The organism is Paenibacillus sp. GCM10027630 (assembly GCF_042676305.1).
GTDB lineage: Bacteria > Bacillota > Bacilli > Paenibacillales > NBRC-103111 > Paenibacillus_S.
Genome location: NZ_JBHTGY010000009.1, coordinates 1 through 13,598 on the forward strand (window position 1 = coordinate 1; position 13,598 = coordinate 13,598).

9 protein-coding genes, 16 tRNA genes and 2 rRNA genes are annotated in these 13,598 nt (G+C 46.1%); 25 read left to right on the forward strand and 2 right to left on the reverse strand.

Annotated features, from left to right (window positions below):
• The 13 genes from ACFQ0C_RS04470 to ACFQ0C_RS04530 form a co-directional block, all read left to right on the forward strand.
• Positions 1 to 88, forward strand: a 23S ribosomal RNA gene (locus ACFQ0C_RS04470); the annotation flags it as partial.
• Positions 89 to 247: 159 nt separating this feature from the next.
• Positions 248 to 364: ribosomal RNA gene (gene rrf / locus ACFQ0C_RS04475) — 5S ribosomal RNA — on the forward strand.
• Positions 365 to 467: 103 nt separating this feature from the next.
• Positions 468 to 559: transfer RNA gene (locus tag ACFQ0C_RS04480), tRNA-Ser, on the forward strand.
• Positions 560 to 574: 15 nt separating this feature from the next.
• A tRNA-Glu gene (locus tag ACFQ0C_RS04485) sits at positions 575 to 649 on the forward strand.
• A gap of 15 nt (positions 650 to 664) precedes the next feature.
• A tRNA-Val gene (locus tag ACFQ0C_RS04490) sits at positions 665 to 740 on the forward strand.
• Between the two features lie 14 nt (positions 741 to 754).
• Positions 755 to 831, forward strand: a tRNA-Met gene (locus tag ACFQ0C_RS04495).
• Between the two features lie 33 nt (positions 832 to 864).
• Positions 865 to 941: transfer RNA gene (locus ACFQ0C_RS04500), tRNA-Asp, on the forward strand.
• A gap of 20 nt (positions 942 to 961) precedes the next feature.
• A tRNA-Thr gene (locus ACFQ0C_RS04505) sits at positions 962 to 1,037 on the forward strand.
• Positions 1,038 to 1,063: 26 nt separating this feature from the next.
• Positions 1,064 to 1,139, forward strand: a tRNA-His gene (locus ACFQ0C_RS04510).
• A gap of 17 nt (positions 1,140 to 1,156) precedes the next feature.
• Positions 1,157 to 1,228: transfer RNA gene (locus ACFQ0C_RS04515), tRNA-Gln, on the forward strand.
• Positions 1,229 to 1,247: 19 nt separating this feature from the next.
• Positions 1,248 to 1,323 (forward strand) — tRNA-Lys (locus tag ACFQ0C_RS04520).
• 10 nt (positions 1,324 to 1,333) lie between these two features.
• Positions 1,334 to 1,413: transfer RNA gene (locus ACFQ0C_RS04525), tRNA-Leu, on the forward strand.
• 197 nt (positions 1,414 to 1,610) lie between these two features.
• Complete coding sequence (locus tag ACFQ0C_RS04530) at positions 1,611 to 1,775, forward strand: S-layer homology domain-containing protein (protein WP_379364559.1); 165 nt, start codon at positions 1,611 to 1,613, stop codon at positions 1,773 to 1,775.
• Between the two features lie 134 nt (positions 1,776 to 1,909).
• On the opposite strand, the gene ACFQ0C_RS04535 is transcribed toward ACFQ0C_RS04530, so the two are convergent.
• Both ACFQ0C_RS04535 and ACFQ0C_RS04540 read right to left on the reverse strand, forming a co-directional pair.
• Positions 1,910 to 2,596, reverse strand: coding sequence for a response regulator transcription factor (locus tag ACFQ0C_RS04535; protein ID WP_379364374.1), 687 nt, complete (start codon positions 2,594 to 2,596; stop codon positions 1,910 to 1,912).
• Positions 2,597 to 2,673: 77 nt separating this feature from the next.
• Positions 2,674 to 4,149, reverse strand: coding sequence for an ATP-binding protein (locus ACFQ0C_RS04540; RefSeq protein WP_379364376.1), 1,476 nt, complete (start codon positions 4,147 to 4,149; stop codon positions 2,674 to 2,676).
• A 162-nt stretch (positions 4,150 to 4,311) separates the two neighbouring features.
• Between ACFQ0C_RS04540 and ACFQ0C_RS04545 the strand changes: the two genes are divergently transcribed.
• From ACFQ0C_RS04545 to ACFQ0C_RS04600, 12 genes are all read left to right on the forward strand, one after another.
• On the forward strand, positions 4,312 to 5,634 hold the full coding sequence (locus ACFQ0C_RS04545; protein ID WP_379364378.1) for an ABC transporter substrate-binding protein: 1,323 nt from the start codon (positions 4,312 to 4,314) through the stop codon (positions 5,632 to 5,634).
• 73 nt (positions 5,635 to 5,707) lie between these two features.
• Entirely contained in the window at positions 5,708 to 6,598 is an 891-nt protein-coding gene (locus ACFQ0C_RS04550) for a carbohydrate ABC transporter permease (protein ID WP_379364380.1), read from the forward strand.
• 29 nt (positions 6,599 to 6,627) lie between these two features.
• Positions 6,628 to 7,503 carry a carbohydrate ABC transporter permease gene (locus tag ACFQ0C_RS04555; RefSeq protein WP_379364382.1) on the forward strand — a complete coding sequence of 292 codons (876 nt, stop codon included), beginning with the start codon at positions 6,628 to 6,630 and terminating at the stop codon, positions 7,501 to 7,503.
• A gap of 35 nt (positions 7,504 to 7,538) precedes the next feature.
• A complete protein-coding gene (locus ACFQ0C_RS04560; RefSeq protein WP_379364384.1) occupies positions 7,539 to 8,951 on the forward strand; it encodes a sulfatase family protein in 1,413 nt (470 codons plus the stop codon).
• Positions 8,952 to 8,974: 23 nt separating this feature from the next.
• The gene (locus ACFQ0C_RS04565; protein WP_379364561.1) at positions 8,975 to 10,105 is read left to right on the forward strand and encodes a glycoside hydrolase family 88 protein; all 1,131 of its coding nucleotides are present in this window, start codon (positions 8,975 to 8,977) and stop codon (positions 10,103 to 10,105) included.
• A gap of 84 nt (positions 10,106 to 10,189) precedes the next feature.
• Positions 10,190 to 11,581, forward strand: a complete 1,392-nt coding sequence (locus tag ACFQ0C_RS04570) for a sulfatase family protein (RefSeq protein WP_379364386.1) — start codon at positions 10,190 to 10,192, stop codon at positions 11,579 to 11,581.
• Positions 11,582 to 11,942: 361 nt separating this feature from the next.
• Positions 11,943 to 12,017, forward strand: a tRNA-Gly gene (locus tag ACFQ0C_RS04575).
• 78 nt (positions 12,018 to 12,095) lie between these two features.
• Positions 12,096 to 12,170 (forward strand) — tRNA-Gly (locus ACFQ0C_RS04580).
• A gap of 9 nt (positions 12,171 to 12,179) precedes the next feature.
• Positions 12,180 to 12,262: transfer RNA gene (locus ACFQ0C_RS04585), tRNA-Leu, on the forward strand.
• Positions 12,263 to 12,270: 8 nt separating this feature from the next.
• A tRNA-Pro gene (locus ACFQ0C_RS04590) sits at positions 12,271 to 12,347 on the forward strand.
• Between the two features lie 23 nt (positions 12,348 to 12,370).
• Positions 12,371 to 12,444 (forward strand) — tRNA-Gly (locus ACFQ0C_RS04595).
• 6 nt (positions 12,445 to 12,450) lie between these two features.
• Positions 12,451 to 12,524: transfer RNA gene (locus tag ACFQ0C_RS04600), tRNA-Arg, on the forward strand.
• The last annotated feature ends 1,074 nt before the right edge of the window (positions 12,525 to 13,598 follow it).

Genomic DNA, 13,598 nt, shown 5'->3' on the forward strand with positions numbered 1-13,598 from the left:
CTTGAAGACGACGAGGTTGATAGGTTCGGGGTGGAAGTGCCGCAAGGTATGGAGCTGACGAATACTAATCGGTCGAGGGCTTATCCATAAATATCTGCGATGTGTCACATCGTTAGAACAAAGCGTTGCTCGACGCTGCTTGTTTCGGATCTAGTTTTCAGGGTGCAAGCCGCCTTGAATGGAAGTAAACGATGCTTCTTGGCAGAAGCATTCAACAAATTAGTTTTGCGCAAGCAAAACACCATCGTTTGGTGATGATGGCGGAGGGGAACCACGCGTTCCCATCTCGAACACGACCGTTAAGCCCTCCAGCGCCAATGGTACTTAGACCGCAGGGTCTTGGGAGAGTAGGACGTTGCCAAGCAAANCGCCAATGGTACTTAGACCGCAGGGTCTTGGGAGAGTAGGACGTTGCCAAGCGAAAAAGGAAAAAAACAGCTCTGGTTCGATAGAACTGCATGTTAAACGGAGAGGTGTCCGAGCTGGCCGAAGGAGCACGATTGGAAATCGTGTAGGCGTCACAAGCGTCTCGAGGGTTCGAATCCCTCTCTCTCCGCCATTACATACTTAGTAAGGCCCGTTGGTCAAGTGGTTAAGACACCTCCCTTTCACGGAGGTAACAGGGGTTCGAGTCCCCTACGGGTCACCATTGTTATAATGATATGGGCGCTTAGCTCAGCTGGGAGAGCATCTGCCTTACAAGCAGAGGGTCGGCGGTTCGATCCCGTCAGCGCCCACCATAATCATTTTTTATCGCGGGGTGGAGCAGCCCGGTAGCTCGTCGGGCTCATAACCCGAAGGCCGCAGGTTCAAATCCTGCCCCCGCAACCAATTTTATCGAAGCTTATTACTTCGAAATAGCGCGGAGCCGTGGTGTAGTGGCCCAACATGCCTGCCTGTCACGCAGGAGACCGCGGGTTCGAATCCCGTCGGCTCCGCCATTTTTATTTAAAAGTTTTCTGCCGTTGTAGCTCAACTGGTAGAGCAACTGACTTGTAATCAGTAGGTTGGGGGTTCAAGTCCTCTCGACGGCACCATTTTTGATTTTCCATAGCTTAATATGGCGGTCGTGGCGAAGGGGTTAACGCACTGGTCTGTGGCTCCAGCATTCGTGGGTTCAAGTCCCATCGATCGCCCCACTTTTTTTGTTTTTTAATGGGGATTAGCCAAGCGGTAAGGCAACGGACTTTGACTCCGTCATGCCTAGGTTCGAATCCTAGATCCCCAGTACTTTACCCCAAAATTATGAGACATTAGCTCAGCTGGTAGAGCACCTGACTTTTAATCAGGGTGTCGTAGGTTCGAATCCTACATGTCTCACCACTAATAGCGCGCGCGTATGGCGGAATTGGCAGACGCACTAGACTTAGGATCTAGCGGGCGACCGTGGGGGTTCAAGTCCCTCTACGCGCATCACAAAAAAGCTCCAAGTAGATATTTCTACTTGGAGCTTTTTTTGTTGTTTTTTTATATTGACTTGGATTGACGGAAGACGATGGCAGGTTTGCTTCTTCGAAGGGTACCTCAAGAGCCCAGTTTACCGCCATGCTTGTTCGGAATTTGTATTTGAAGGGGAGTGGTCGAGCATACTTTGACGATGTCCTCAGGATATTTGGTACGCTCAGGCAGTTGCAGCAGCGGCAGAAGCTGGATTCATGACAGATCATACAAACCAATTATTTGCTCCCAATGAGCCTTTAACAAGAGAGGAAATAGCGGATAACCTAGTAAGAGCAGCAGAAGGGTTTGAGTCAATTTCATGCAGAATAACTTAGATAATAAATAAGATTAACGAGCAAAGTTGCCGCTATGCTTGCATCGCAAATCCCCTGTTTGGTTTGAAGTACAGCCAAACAGGGGATTTGTGTGGAATCAGATTTATTATTTTAGGACTTTAATAATAAACAGACTATAGCTTTTTTAATACTTCAAAGATACGTAATTCATTAACGGAGCGAATTACTTCAGCGATGCTGGGTAGCTGAAACTTTTTCAGCAGGCTATTGATCTGCTTTTTGATGGTTTCGTATTCAACGCTGCGTTCTTCTGCGATCTGCTTTCTGGATTTACCCTCGCAAAGCAATCGAAGCACTTGCAGCTCGCTTGGTGTCAGCTCGGAGATGATTTGGATGATGAAGAGCAGGCTGCTCTCGGTTCGCTTAATTCTGGCAAATTCTCCCCTTATTTTCTCAGCGATCATGGGACGGATAGGCGATCGGTTATGATAGGCGGAAAGAATAGCCTCGAGCACCTCTTCATTTGTAGATGTTTTGAGAATATAATCGATAATTCCAGTTTGGAAAGCGGAAAAAATAAAGTTTTCGTCTTTATGCACCGTAAGTACAATGATTTTGATATGGGGCAGCTTCTCGTTGATTTGCCTGGCCGCATCAATTCCGGCATAAGAGCTTTCCATTTCGATGTCCATTAGAATGATATCCGGCTGCTCGATTGCAGCGTGCATGATTGCTTCATATCCGGAAGAAGCTTTGGCTACACATTCCATCTGATTGCATTGAGCGATAACCCGTTCTAATCTTCTGCGATGGGCTTCCATATCATCCGCAATTAGAATGCGAATTTTTTGTTCTGACATGGCTGACCCTCCTTTTTTCTATCAATAAAAAAATACTTGGCGAGCTATAGGGTGAATAATTTATTCCCCCCTGTTATCTAAATTAAAGGTAAAAAAATAGTAAACTTGGTGCCTTGGCCGAGCGTGCTTTCCACCTGGATTTTACCATCGTGGCCGGATACGATCTTATGACAGTAAGAAAGTCCGATTCCCCAGTTATTTACAGAAGATTTGGTAGTGAAAAAAGGATCGAAAATCATATCCAATTGATCCTCGGGAACGCCTGGCCCATTGTCTGTGATCTGAATCAAGCCCCAACCGTTATGATGGAAGGTTTCAATGGTGATGGAGCCATTTTCCACAAGGGGCAGGGAATCGATTGCATTTTCCAGCAAGTTATACAGAGTCTCGCTCATATGATATAGATCCATATAGGCTAGCGATTGCGGTTCTTCCAGCTTCACCTGTATGTCGGCCTTTCTTTCTCTAAAGTTAATGAGTGACAGGGCTTGTTTCACAGGTTGATCAAGGGAAAGTGGTTGCAAATTTAATTCGATGTTCTTCAACTTGTCGGCTGCTTGGTCAATGCTGGTCATGGCCGAACGGCAGGATTTCAGAATAAGCTCTAAGCTGTAGGCTGTTTCTTCATCCCCGCTATGACGTTCCTTCACATATTCGGTCTCGGATTGGATCGCAATCAAGTGATTTTTTAGAGCATGTGTGAAAGCCCTCGTACCAAGGGTAGCGGTATCAATGCTTTTATTAATCTGAATATCGCGGTTTTTACGGTAAGATTCGATAGATTTAAACTTATAAACAATAAAAATAATGAAGGTTAAGGCCAAATAAAAAGCATAAGGAAGCACATACAAGCTAATTGGATGGGAGTCGAAAGGAGGCTGCAGATAGTTGTAGTATCCATCCAAATAGGTAGCTTTGATCAAAATTTTGGGGGCCCACGAGAAAAGCAGCAAATGAATGATAACGACCGGAATCAAAGCAAGAATATGGAATGCCGTCAGGTTCTTGATAAATTTAATCTTGGGGTAGTTGATGTAATAGTGCAGCAGTAAGCCGAAGGCTAAGATCACCATGGCGTATTTTAGATTCTTTAATACAAAATCCAAAGATGCAAGGATGGGGCTGGAGCTCATTTGGATTTCCCATAAAATATTAAGTGATGGATCATAAGCAAGCAGTTGAACTACAAACAAAATAGCTACTGCAGCATACATACAGCGTTGGAGCTTCGGCTTCATATTGAGTGTGAAGGAAACGGCAAAAAGAAGCACTGAGCTGTAGAAAATAATGACTCCGCCGTTCAGCATGCGAATCAGGAGGTTGGGATTAAACTGGGTTAGTACTAAATAGTTCCAGGTCCCAGGGCTGAAGTTGAAGAAAGAGTGAATGATATTGTAATAATAATTGAATTTGCTTAAGTAGAGAATGAATGAAATAAATGAAAGCACCCATCCGACGATGATCCCATACAAGAAACGGGTGGAAGAGTTGCTCAGCTTTTTATAGGTAAACAAGATAGAGGAGATCAGAAACAATAGGGTCACGAAGATCATAGGCTACCTCTTAATGAAATGACGCCCGGTTCCAGAAGTGTCCGCATCGCACCTAGGGGGAATAAAACATTCAACTATCGGGCATTTCTTTTCCCAAATATAATAAAGCTGCAGCTGATAAAAGCGTATTCAAAGCATAACAAAACAAAAGGTGGTTGTAAAATGAAAAAAATCTTGAGCCTGGCGCTAACAGGCACATTAGTTGCAGGGATTGCCGCGGGCTGCTCCCCAGCCAAAGAGACGGCTAAGGAAGGAAGCGCAACGCCGCCTGCCGGGAGTGCCAAGCCAGTTGCTTTAAAGATGACTGTTCTGCCGGATGATCTTGACACCTTCAAGCTGGTGTTTGATGAATTTAAAAAGGAGAATCCGAACATCTCACTTCAATTGGATACGATTCCCCAGCAGCAGTATTATGACAAGCTGCGCCTTCAGCTATCTGGTGGGGAAGAGATTGATTTGATAGGCGGTAATATGGACGTATTCCTGGACACCGGAATTTTGGAACCGCTTGATGAGTACATCAAGAAAGGCAATGTCGATGTCTCAGGATTCGGACCACTGTATGATAACCTTAAGGTTAACGACAAGATGTATGGTTTGCCTTACCGGAAATCCAATTGGATGCTGTACTATAATAAAACGCTTTTCGATAAAATGAATGTGCCCTATCCGAAATCCGATATGACGTGGGATGATTTCCGCGAGCTGGCCAAGAAAATGACCCAAGGCGAAGGTGCAAGCAAAATATATGGTGCTTTCCTCCACCCGTGGGCACAAACCTGGTACATCCAAGCGGTACAAACCGGGGCTTCGATTATTGATAAGGATTTGACACCGTTTAAAAAAGCTTTGCAGTTCCGCATGGATTTGGAAAAGGACGGCTCCATCATGTCCTGGGCAGAGCAAATTACTACTTCTGCCCATTACAATTCAGCATTCCAAAAAGGCAATGTAGCCATGAATCTGATCGGGGACTGGCATATAGCCCAGCTAAGAACGGCGGAGGAAGAGAAGAAAATCAGCTTCGATTGGGACGTAGTTCCTGCGCCACATCCGGCCGGAGTACCTGCGAACACGAGTCTGGCAACGCCGGTTTCCTTAATGCTGAACAAAGCATCGAAGCATAAGGAAGAAGCGTTTAAACTTCTCCAGTTTATGACAGGTGCGAAAGGCGCGAAAATATTTGCTTCCAAAGGCTTTCTTACAGGCTACACGAATGATGACATTCGCAAAGCTTATATCGGAGACGGCAGTATGAAACCGAAGAACATTCATTTCTTTGTGGAGCAAAAGGAGTATCCGGAATATCCGCTGCTGCCGGGTATAAAAAATATTGTGCTCAACAATATTTACAAGCAAGAAGGAGAAATGGCGCTGACCAAAGCACAAACGGTTGATCAGGCTATTCAAAAAATAGGCGAGCGCATTCAGAAGGAATGGGCCGACAAGTATGGCAAGGAATTCAAGGCAGCATCGAAAAAATAAGCGGAATATGCATTCCCATTCGAACTTCACTTGAGGCAAGTGAAGTTCGAATTCTAAGAAAAGGAGTCGAACCATGATGAAAACCAACAGAACCTTCCTGACACGAGGTCGCAAAGTGGGGTATACCTTCTTGCTGCCGAACATAATTGGCTTTCTGGTGTTCATCTGCTTCCCGGTGCTGGCCTCGTTTCTGATGAGCTTTACTGATTGGAACGGGTTCGGACAGATTGAGTTTGCCGGACTGTCTAACTACACCCGACTATGGGGAGATGAAACGTTCCGGATATCGCTTCTGAACAGCTTGATTATGACAGTTGTCTCTGTACCGGCCACACTATTTCTTGCGATTCTGGCTGCTGTTGTGCTTAACAAAGGGGTTAGAGCCGTCAAGCTATTCCGTACCGCGATCTTCATGCCCCATATCACTGCCACAATAGCTGTAGCTGTCGTATGGCAGTTGCTCTACAATCCTACGATGGGACCTATTAACGGGCTGCTACGAAGCTTAGGTGTGGAGCACCCGCCTATGTGGCTGGCATCTACCAACTGGGCACTTCCCTCTGTAATTATTGTAAGCATCTGGCATTCCGTTGGTTATTATATGGTGCTGTATTTGGCTGGACTACAGGGTATTCCAAAAGATTTGTATGAAGCAGCTTCGCTTGATGGAGCCGGGAAGGCTTCTCAATTCAAGAATATAACGGTGCCGATGCTTTCGCCGGTTATTTTCTTTACAGTCATTATCGGCATAATTAATTCATTTAAAGTATTTGATATGGTGTACGTTCTGACCAAGGGCGGACCGGGACGCTCGACACATGTGCTTGTTTATGATATTTACTACACGGCTTTCCAAAGATACGAGTACGGTTACGCTTCAGCTATGGCATATGTATTGTTTGCTATCATTTTAGTTATTACCTTGATTCAATTCAAAGGGCAAAAAAAATGGGTCAATGATTAAGAAATGCAATTAACAAGGAGGAAATCAGCATGAGTACTATCGTGGAACCAACGGCATCATATTCTGTTTCAAAGCCCTTTCGCTTGTCGGTTTTCATACGCCAAATACTGCTGTACGCTGTTGTTATCCTGGTATCTTTATCCATGGTTGTCCCGTTTATATGGATGCTTTCTGCTTCTGTTAAGTCGGAAGCAGAAGTTTTTTCCTTTCCGATCCAGTGGATTCCGAGCACGTTTTATTGGAGCAACTATGAGAAGGTCTGGTTTAAGCTCCCTTTTTTCTCCTATTATCTTAATACGATTAAAATTGCGGTTGCAACAACCATACTCCAGATCATTACCTGCTCTTTGGCGGCTTACGCCTTCTCTAAAGTACGGTTTCCGGAGCGGGATAAATTATTCTTTTTATATGTAGCTACGATGATGATCCCCTTTCAGGTTATGATGATTCCACAGTTTATGTTGATGAAGCAGCTTGGTCTGCTGAACTCGCACTGGGCATTGATCCTGCTTGGCGCCTTCAGTCCATTTGGTGTTTTTTTGTTTCGTCAATTTTTTATATCGATCCCGGAGGAGCTTTCAGAAGCTGCCAGAATTGACGGCTTAAGCGAGTTTGGTATTTATTTACGTGTAATTATGCCTTTGATGCGGCCTGCTATCGCCAGCTTGACGATTTTTACGTTTATGCACTCGTGGAATGATTTTCTAGGACCGCTGATTTATATTAATTCCGATCATTTGTTTACTTTGCAATTGGGAATGCAGCATTTCCAATCCGAGCATGCGACTGAATATGGGCCGTTGATGGCTGCAGCCGTATCTGCGATCGTTCCTACCATTCTTATCTACTTTTTTGCCCAAGACCACTTTGTGGAAGGCATTGCTGCCGGAGCCATAAAGGGATGACGGTATTTAACTTATGGAGAAGGAGCTGATCTGGAATGAGCAAGCCGAATATCATCTACATTTTTGCCGATCAGTGGCGCAAGCAAGCTGTCGGTTATCGAAACGAAGACCCTGTAGTCACGCCGAATATCGATCAATTTGCTGGAGAAAGCTTGGTTTTCGAAAATGCATTAAGCTGCACACCACTTTGCTCACCGCATAGGGCTGCTCTGCTAACAGGCAAATATCCGCAATCCAATGGCGTATACACCAATTGTAAGATTGGCGCTGATGTGATGCTGAGTCCGGAAGAAGTCTGCATTGGCGATGTGCTGAAGCAGGTAGGGTATGATACGGGGTATATCGGTAAATGGCATTTGGATTTGCCGGAAGAGAACGTTTGTCCGGAGCCTGCGTCAGGCGCACGCGGATGGGATGCTTACACACCGCCTGGCTTGAAGCGGCATGGCTTTGATTTCTGGTATTCCTATGGCGCATATGATAATCATCTGGAGCCGCATTATTGGAAGGACAACGCGAATATGATTTCGGTGAAACAATGGTCCCTTGAACACGAGACAGATGTGGCATTGGAATACATTCAGAAGCACTGTGACAATGACAATCCCTTCGCCTTGTTTGTTTCATGGAATCCGCCCCATAGTCCGTTTGAATTAGTTCCGGAAACATATAAAGCTGTATATGCGGATCGTCCTTTGAAGCTGCGGCCTAACGTACAAGCAGAATCCCTTATGGCTCATACCGGAGAACCGTTCGATAGCGGAATGGAAAATCTGGAGCGATATACGCGCGATTATTTTGCTGCGATAACCGGATTGGATCAGCAGTTCGGAAGAATCCTGGATGCAGTCCGTGATCTTGGGATTGAAGGCAATACGCTTATTGTACTGTCATCTGATCACGGGGAGCTGATGGGTTCTCATGGTTTGATGGCGAAGCATTCCTGGCATGAGGAATCCGTAGGCATTCCATGTTTGATGCGCTGGCCCGGTCAGGTCAAGGAGGGACGTACATCTCTGCTTTTTAACAGTGTGGACATTATGCCTACCTTGCTGGGACTTGCTGAAATCCCGATTCCTAGCTCCGTAGAGGGAAGAGATTTTTCTAATGTAATTATCGGACAGGATGAACAAACGGATGTGAGTTCGGCTTTTCTCTGTGCCTTTCCCGGTCGTAAGGAGGTTATTGAGCAGTTTGCCAAGCAAGGGCTGGATAACCGGAAATATGGTTGGAGAGCGGTTCGTACACACCAATACACGTATGTCATTCATAGAGGTTATGAGCCTGGCGAGAAGACGCAACGGTTTCTTTATGATCTGAAAAAAGACCCTTACCAGCTTGATCCATTAATCGTTACAGAGGCGTCGAGCGACGAGGTGACAGTAGAGCTGGAGCGGGAGCTTCAAGCTTGGCTGTTAAAAACAGGCGACCGATTCGAACTATACTAACGAAATGAAGGTGTCAGACGATGATGTGGAAAACAGCTATTGAAGATGCGATAGATAAAATAAGAAATAACATTACTAAGTTCGGAGATGCTTATCCTCATGTGGGGCAGCAAGGCAGATACAGTGGACATTTAAATGCGAATCAGGAATGGACCTCAGGATTTTGGCCGGGGATGCTCTGGCTCGCTTACGAATATACGAAGGATCCGTTATTCCGCGATGCTGCAGTTAAAACGGTGGAGAGCTTTAGCAACAGACTCCGAACAAATGATTCTATTGATCATCACGATATTGGTTTTCTGTATTCGCTATCGTCCAAAGCTCAATGGATCATCGAAAAGGATGAGGCGGCCAAGGAGCTTACATTGAAGGCGGCGGATAAGCTGATGTCCCGTTGGAGGGCCAAGGGGCAGTTTATCCAAGCATGGGGACCTCTAGGTGATAAGGAACAGGGAGGCAGAATCATCATAGATTGTTTGATGAACTTGCCTCTCCTTTATTGGGCTTCACAAACGACAGGTGATGATAGTTATGCGAAGGCAGCTGTGATTCATGCGGAGAAGAGTATGCGATATTTGGTTAGGGGAGATGATTCGAGCTATCATACCTTTCATTTTGACCAAGAAAGCGGGGAACCTCTTGGAGGCTCAACCGCGCAAGGTTATCGCAATGGATCAACGTGGACAAGAGGGCAGGCGTGGGGAGTATATGGGTTTGCACTATCATACAGATATACGCGTGACCCGTTATATTTGGAAACGTCTAAAAGGATGGCAAAGTACTTCCTGCGGCATCTGCCAGAGGATCAGGTTGCACTCTGGGATATCGATGTGCCGAGTGATCCCGTGCCCTATCGTGACAGTTCTGCTTCGGCCATCGTCTGTGCCGGCTTATTGGAGCTTATAGAGCTGCTGCCTTCCGATGATATTGACCGCGATGAATTGCAGCAAGGATTGGAACGGTCCATGACATCACTTATGACGAAGTATGCGACTATAGGAAATAGGGATTCCGAAGGATTACTCCAGCATGGTTCCTATAGTGTAAGAGGCGGAAATGCACCGGATGACTTCATGATTTGGGGAGATTATTACTATTTGGAGGCGCTTCTTAGACTGGAACGGGGAATGAAAGGGTATTGGTATGAATCCTGACAAGGTAATGATAGCCCAGTGGGTAGAAGGATGGCTTTATCAACATCGCCATAGGCGAAGCGAAATGCCATTGAGGACTGTCCAATGAAAGAAATGACACAGAAACGGCCTAATATTGTTTTTATTCTATCCGACGATCAGGGAGCTTGGGCGATGGGATGTGCCGGTAATTCAGAGATTCGAACTCCGAATTTGGATCGGATTGCTTCGGAGGGAATGAGGTTTTCAAGCTTCTTTTGCACCTCCCCGGTTTGCTCACCGGCACGAGCTTCTTTGTTGACAGGACGAATTCCTTCCCAGCATGGAGTTCATGATTGGATTTGCGAAGATCCGGCAGGAGCTGAATCCCCGGAGTATTTACAGGGACAAATTGGTTACACCGATATTCTGAAGGCTAATGGTTATCATTGCGGGATAAGTGGCAAATGGCATCTTGGCAATAGCTTTCAGGCTCAGAAAGGGTTCTCATACTGGTATGTTCATCAAAGCGGTGGAGGCCCCTACTATAACGCTCCAATGATTAGCAATGGACAACTGCATCATGAGGAAGGGTATGTTACGGATGCAATCACGGATGGCGCACTTCGGTTTCTTGATAAGGTGGACGACTCCCAGCCGTTTTATTTAAGTGTTCACTACACAGCGCCCCACAGTCCATGGGTGAATAATCACCCGAAGGATATAGTCGATTCATATGAGGATTGTCCTTTTACAAGCTGTCCCCAAGAACAACCGCATCCGTGGGCGATTAAAACAACGCCGTGGGGGGATGATACGAAGCAAAATCTGCAAGGCTATTTTGCCGCAGTGACGGCTATGGATCAAAATATCGGACGGATCCTCGACAAGCTGGATAATATGGAAGTGCGCGAAAAGACTTTGATATGCTTTATGAGCGATAATGGGTTTAGCTGCGGTCATCATGGGTTCTGGGGGAAGGGGAACGGCACGTTCCCGCAAAATATGTACGATAGCTCGGTGAAAGTACCGGCTTTATTCAGTCAGCCCGGACGCATACCACAAGGGATCGTCTGTGATGAGTTGGTTAGTGGTTACGACTTTATGCCGACCTTGTTGGAGTATGTTGGTTTGGAAAAGCCGGAGCATGCCGATATATTACCAGGCAAAAGCTTTGTGCCGCTGCTCTTGGGTGAACAGAGTGCCAATGAAAATCCAATTGTTGTTTTTGATGAGTATGGTCCTGTGAGAATGATTCGCACTAAAGAGTGGAAGTACGTGCATCGATATCCGGACGGTCCGCATGAACTGTATGATTTACTTCACGATCCGGAGGAAATTTATAATCTAATTGATTGTAAGACGCAAGCAGAGAAAATTAGCGAAATGAAAGCCTGTCTTGAAAGCTGGTTTGTACGCTATGTTGATCCTGTGTTAGACGGGATGAAAGAGCCGGTGAGCGGAAACGGGCAACTGAATTTGATCGGCCCAGCTGGGAATGGGGAGAAAGCTTTTTAATAGCTTGAAGAGAAGGCAGATAGGGTAAATTGAAATAGTGGTTTGAGCGAAACAATTAAAAGGGTAGATAAATAATTTCATTTGATCTGCTCTTTTAATTTATTATTGACTAACGGTGGCTTGTTTTATTCCACATCATAATTAAAAGGCTGAGCGTTTTCGACCTGCCATGGAGCTGAATAACGACCTGTGGATACTAGCTTGGAAAATTTCTTTGAAAAACATTTGCATTTCGTTAAGAATCCTGATATATTACTACTTGTCGCTAATTTAGCAGAGCGGAAATTACTAGCTCCATATTAGTCATTGGATCTAGCGATTGACCGTGAGGGTGGAAGTCCCTCTACGCGAGTTCTTGTTTGCGGAAGTGGCTCAGCGGTAGAGCATCGCCTTGCCAAGGCGAGGGTCGCGGGTTCGATTCCCGTCTTCCGCTCCAATTATTAAATTTATATGTTGCTTTATTGATGGAATTGTGTTAAAGTATTACATGTGTCTTTGAGAGACTTATTGTTATGCGGAAGTGGCTCAGCGGTAGAGCATCGCCTTGCCAAGGCGAGGGTCGCGGGTTCGATTCCCGTCTTCCGCTCCAATAGCATAAGCCGGTATGGCGGAATTGGCAGACGCGCGCGACTCAAAATCGTGAGGGAAACCGTGGGGGTTCAAGTCCCTCTATCGGCACCATATTACTTCGGGATGTAGCTCAGCTTGGTAGAGCACCTGGTTTGGGACCAGGGGGTCGCATGTTCAAATCGTGTCATCCCGACCATTTTTAAGTTTGTTAATATGCAAGCGGGTGTAGTTCAATGGTAGAACTCCAGCCTTCCAAGCTGGTAGCAGGGGTTCGATTCCCCTTACCCGCTCCATTTTATGTTTCAGTAGCTCAGCTGGATAGAGCAACGCCCTTCTAAGGCGTCGGTCGGGGGTTCGAATCCCTCCTGGGACGTTAGTCAAAAGCCACTAGTGGCTTTTTTTGCGTTTCAGGAGGCTGATGAGAACTCCCGACGAGGGGGGACGTCGAAGCCCGTAGCCATCTTAGTTCGATGGCTACGCAAAGTCTCGCCCATAGGGCGAGCATCCCTCCTGGGACGTTAGTCAAAAGCCACTAGTGGCTTTTTTTGCGTTTCAGGAGGCTGATGAGAACTCCCGACGAGGGGGGACGTCGAAGCACGTAGCCATCTTAGTTCGATGGCTACGCAAAGTCTCGCCCATAGGGCGAGCATCCCTCCTGGGACGTTAGTCAAAAGCCACTAGTGGCTTTTTTGCGTTTCAGGAGGTTGATGAGAACCCCCGACGAGGGGGGACGTCAAAGCACGTAGCCATCTTAGTTCCGATGGCTACGCGAAGTCTCGCCCATAGGTCGAGCATCCCTCCTGGGACGTAAGTCAAAAGCCACTAGTGGCTTTTTTGCGTTTCAGGAGGCTGATGAGAACCCCCGACGAGGGGGGACGTCGAAGCCCGTAGCCATCTTAGTTCCGATGGCTACGCGAAGTCTCGCCCGTAGGGCGAGCATCCCTCCTTGGACGTTTTTTGACACCAGAATTTTAGAAGGTAGAGGTATGGACTCGAACCTATCGAGGCAAATAGATTTCGATGAGCACACGGGTCATCGATCCGGTACGGATAGCCAACCCTATATACAGTATAGGGAAAGGCTCTATTTTGAGGGGAGAGGAATCCATCATAGGCTATGTCTTTGGATCATCTAACATGAATCACGCTGACTAACGGAACATCAAGCCTCTATTGTTTGAAAATCCATCCGATTTCATGAAGTCGCGGAACTACGATGCGTTATTCCGACTTTAATAGACAGAAATGCCATATTTTAAGCAAATAAGAGATCCTAGTTCCGTTTTAGTTGAATATTAGCGTTAAAACGATGAAATAGCGTACCTCATTTCCTTAAGAGAGTGATTTGCAGCTAGGGGATGAAGACACGCCACCGCATTAGCTTTGAAGGTACATAGGGGATACAACAAGCTGATGAGAACTCCCGACGAGGGGGGACGTCGAAGCA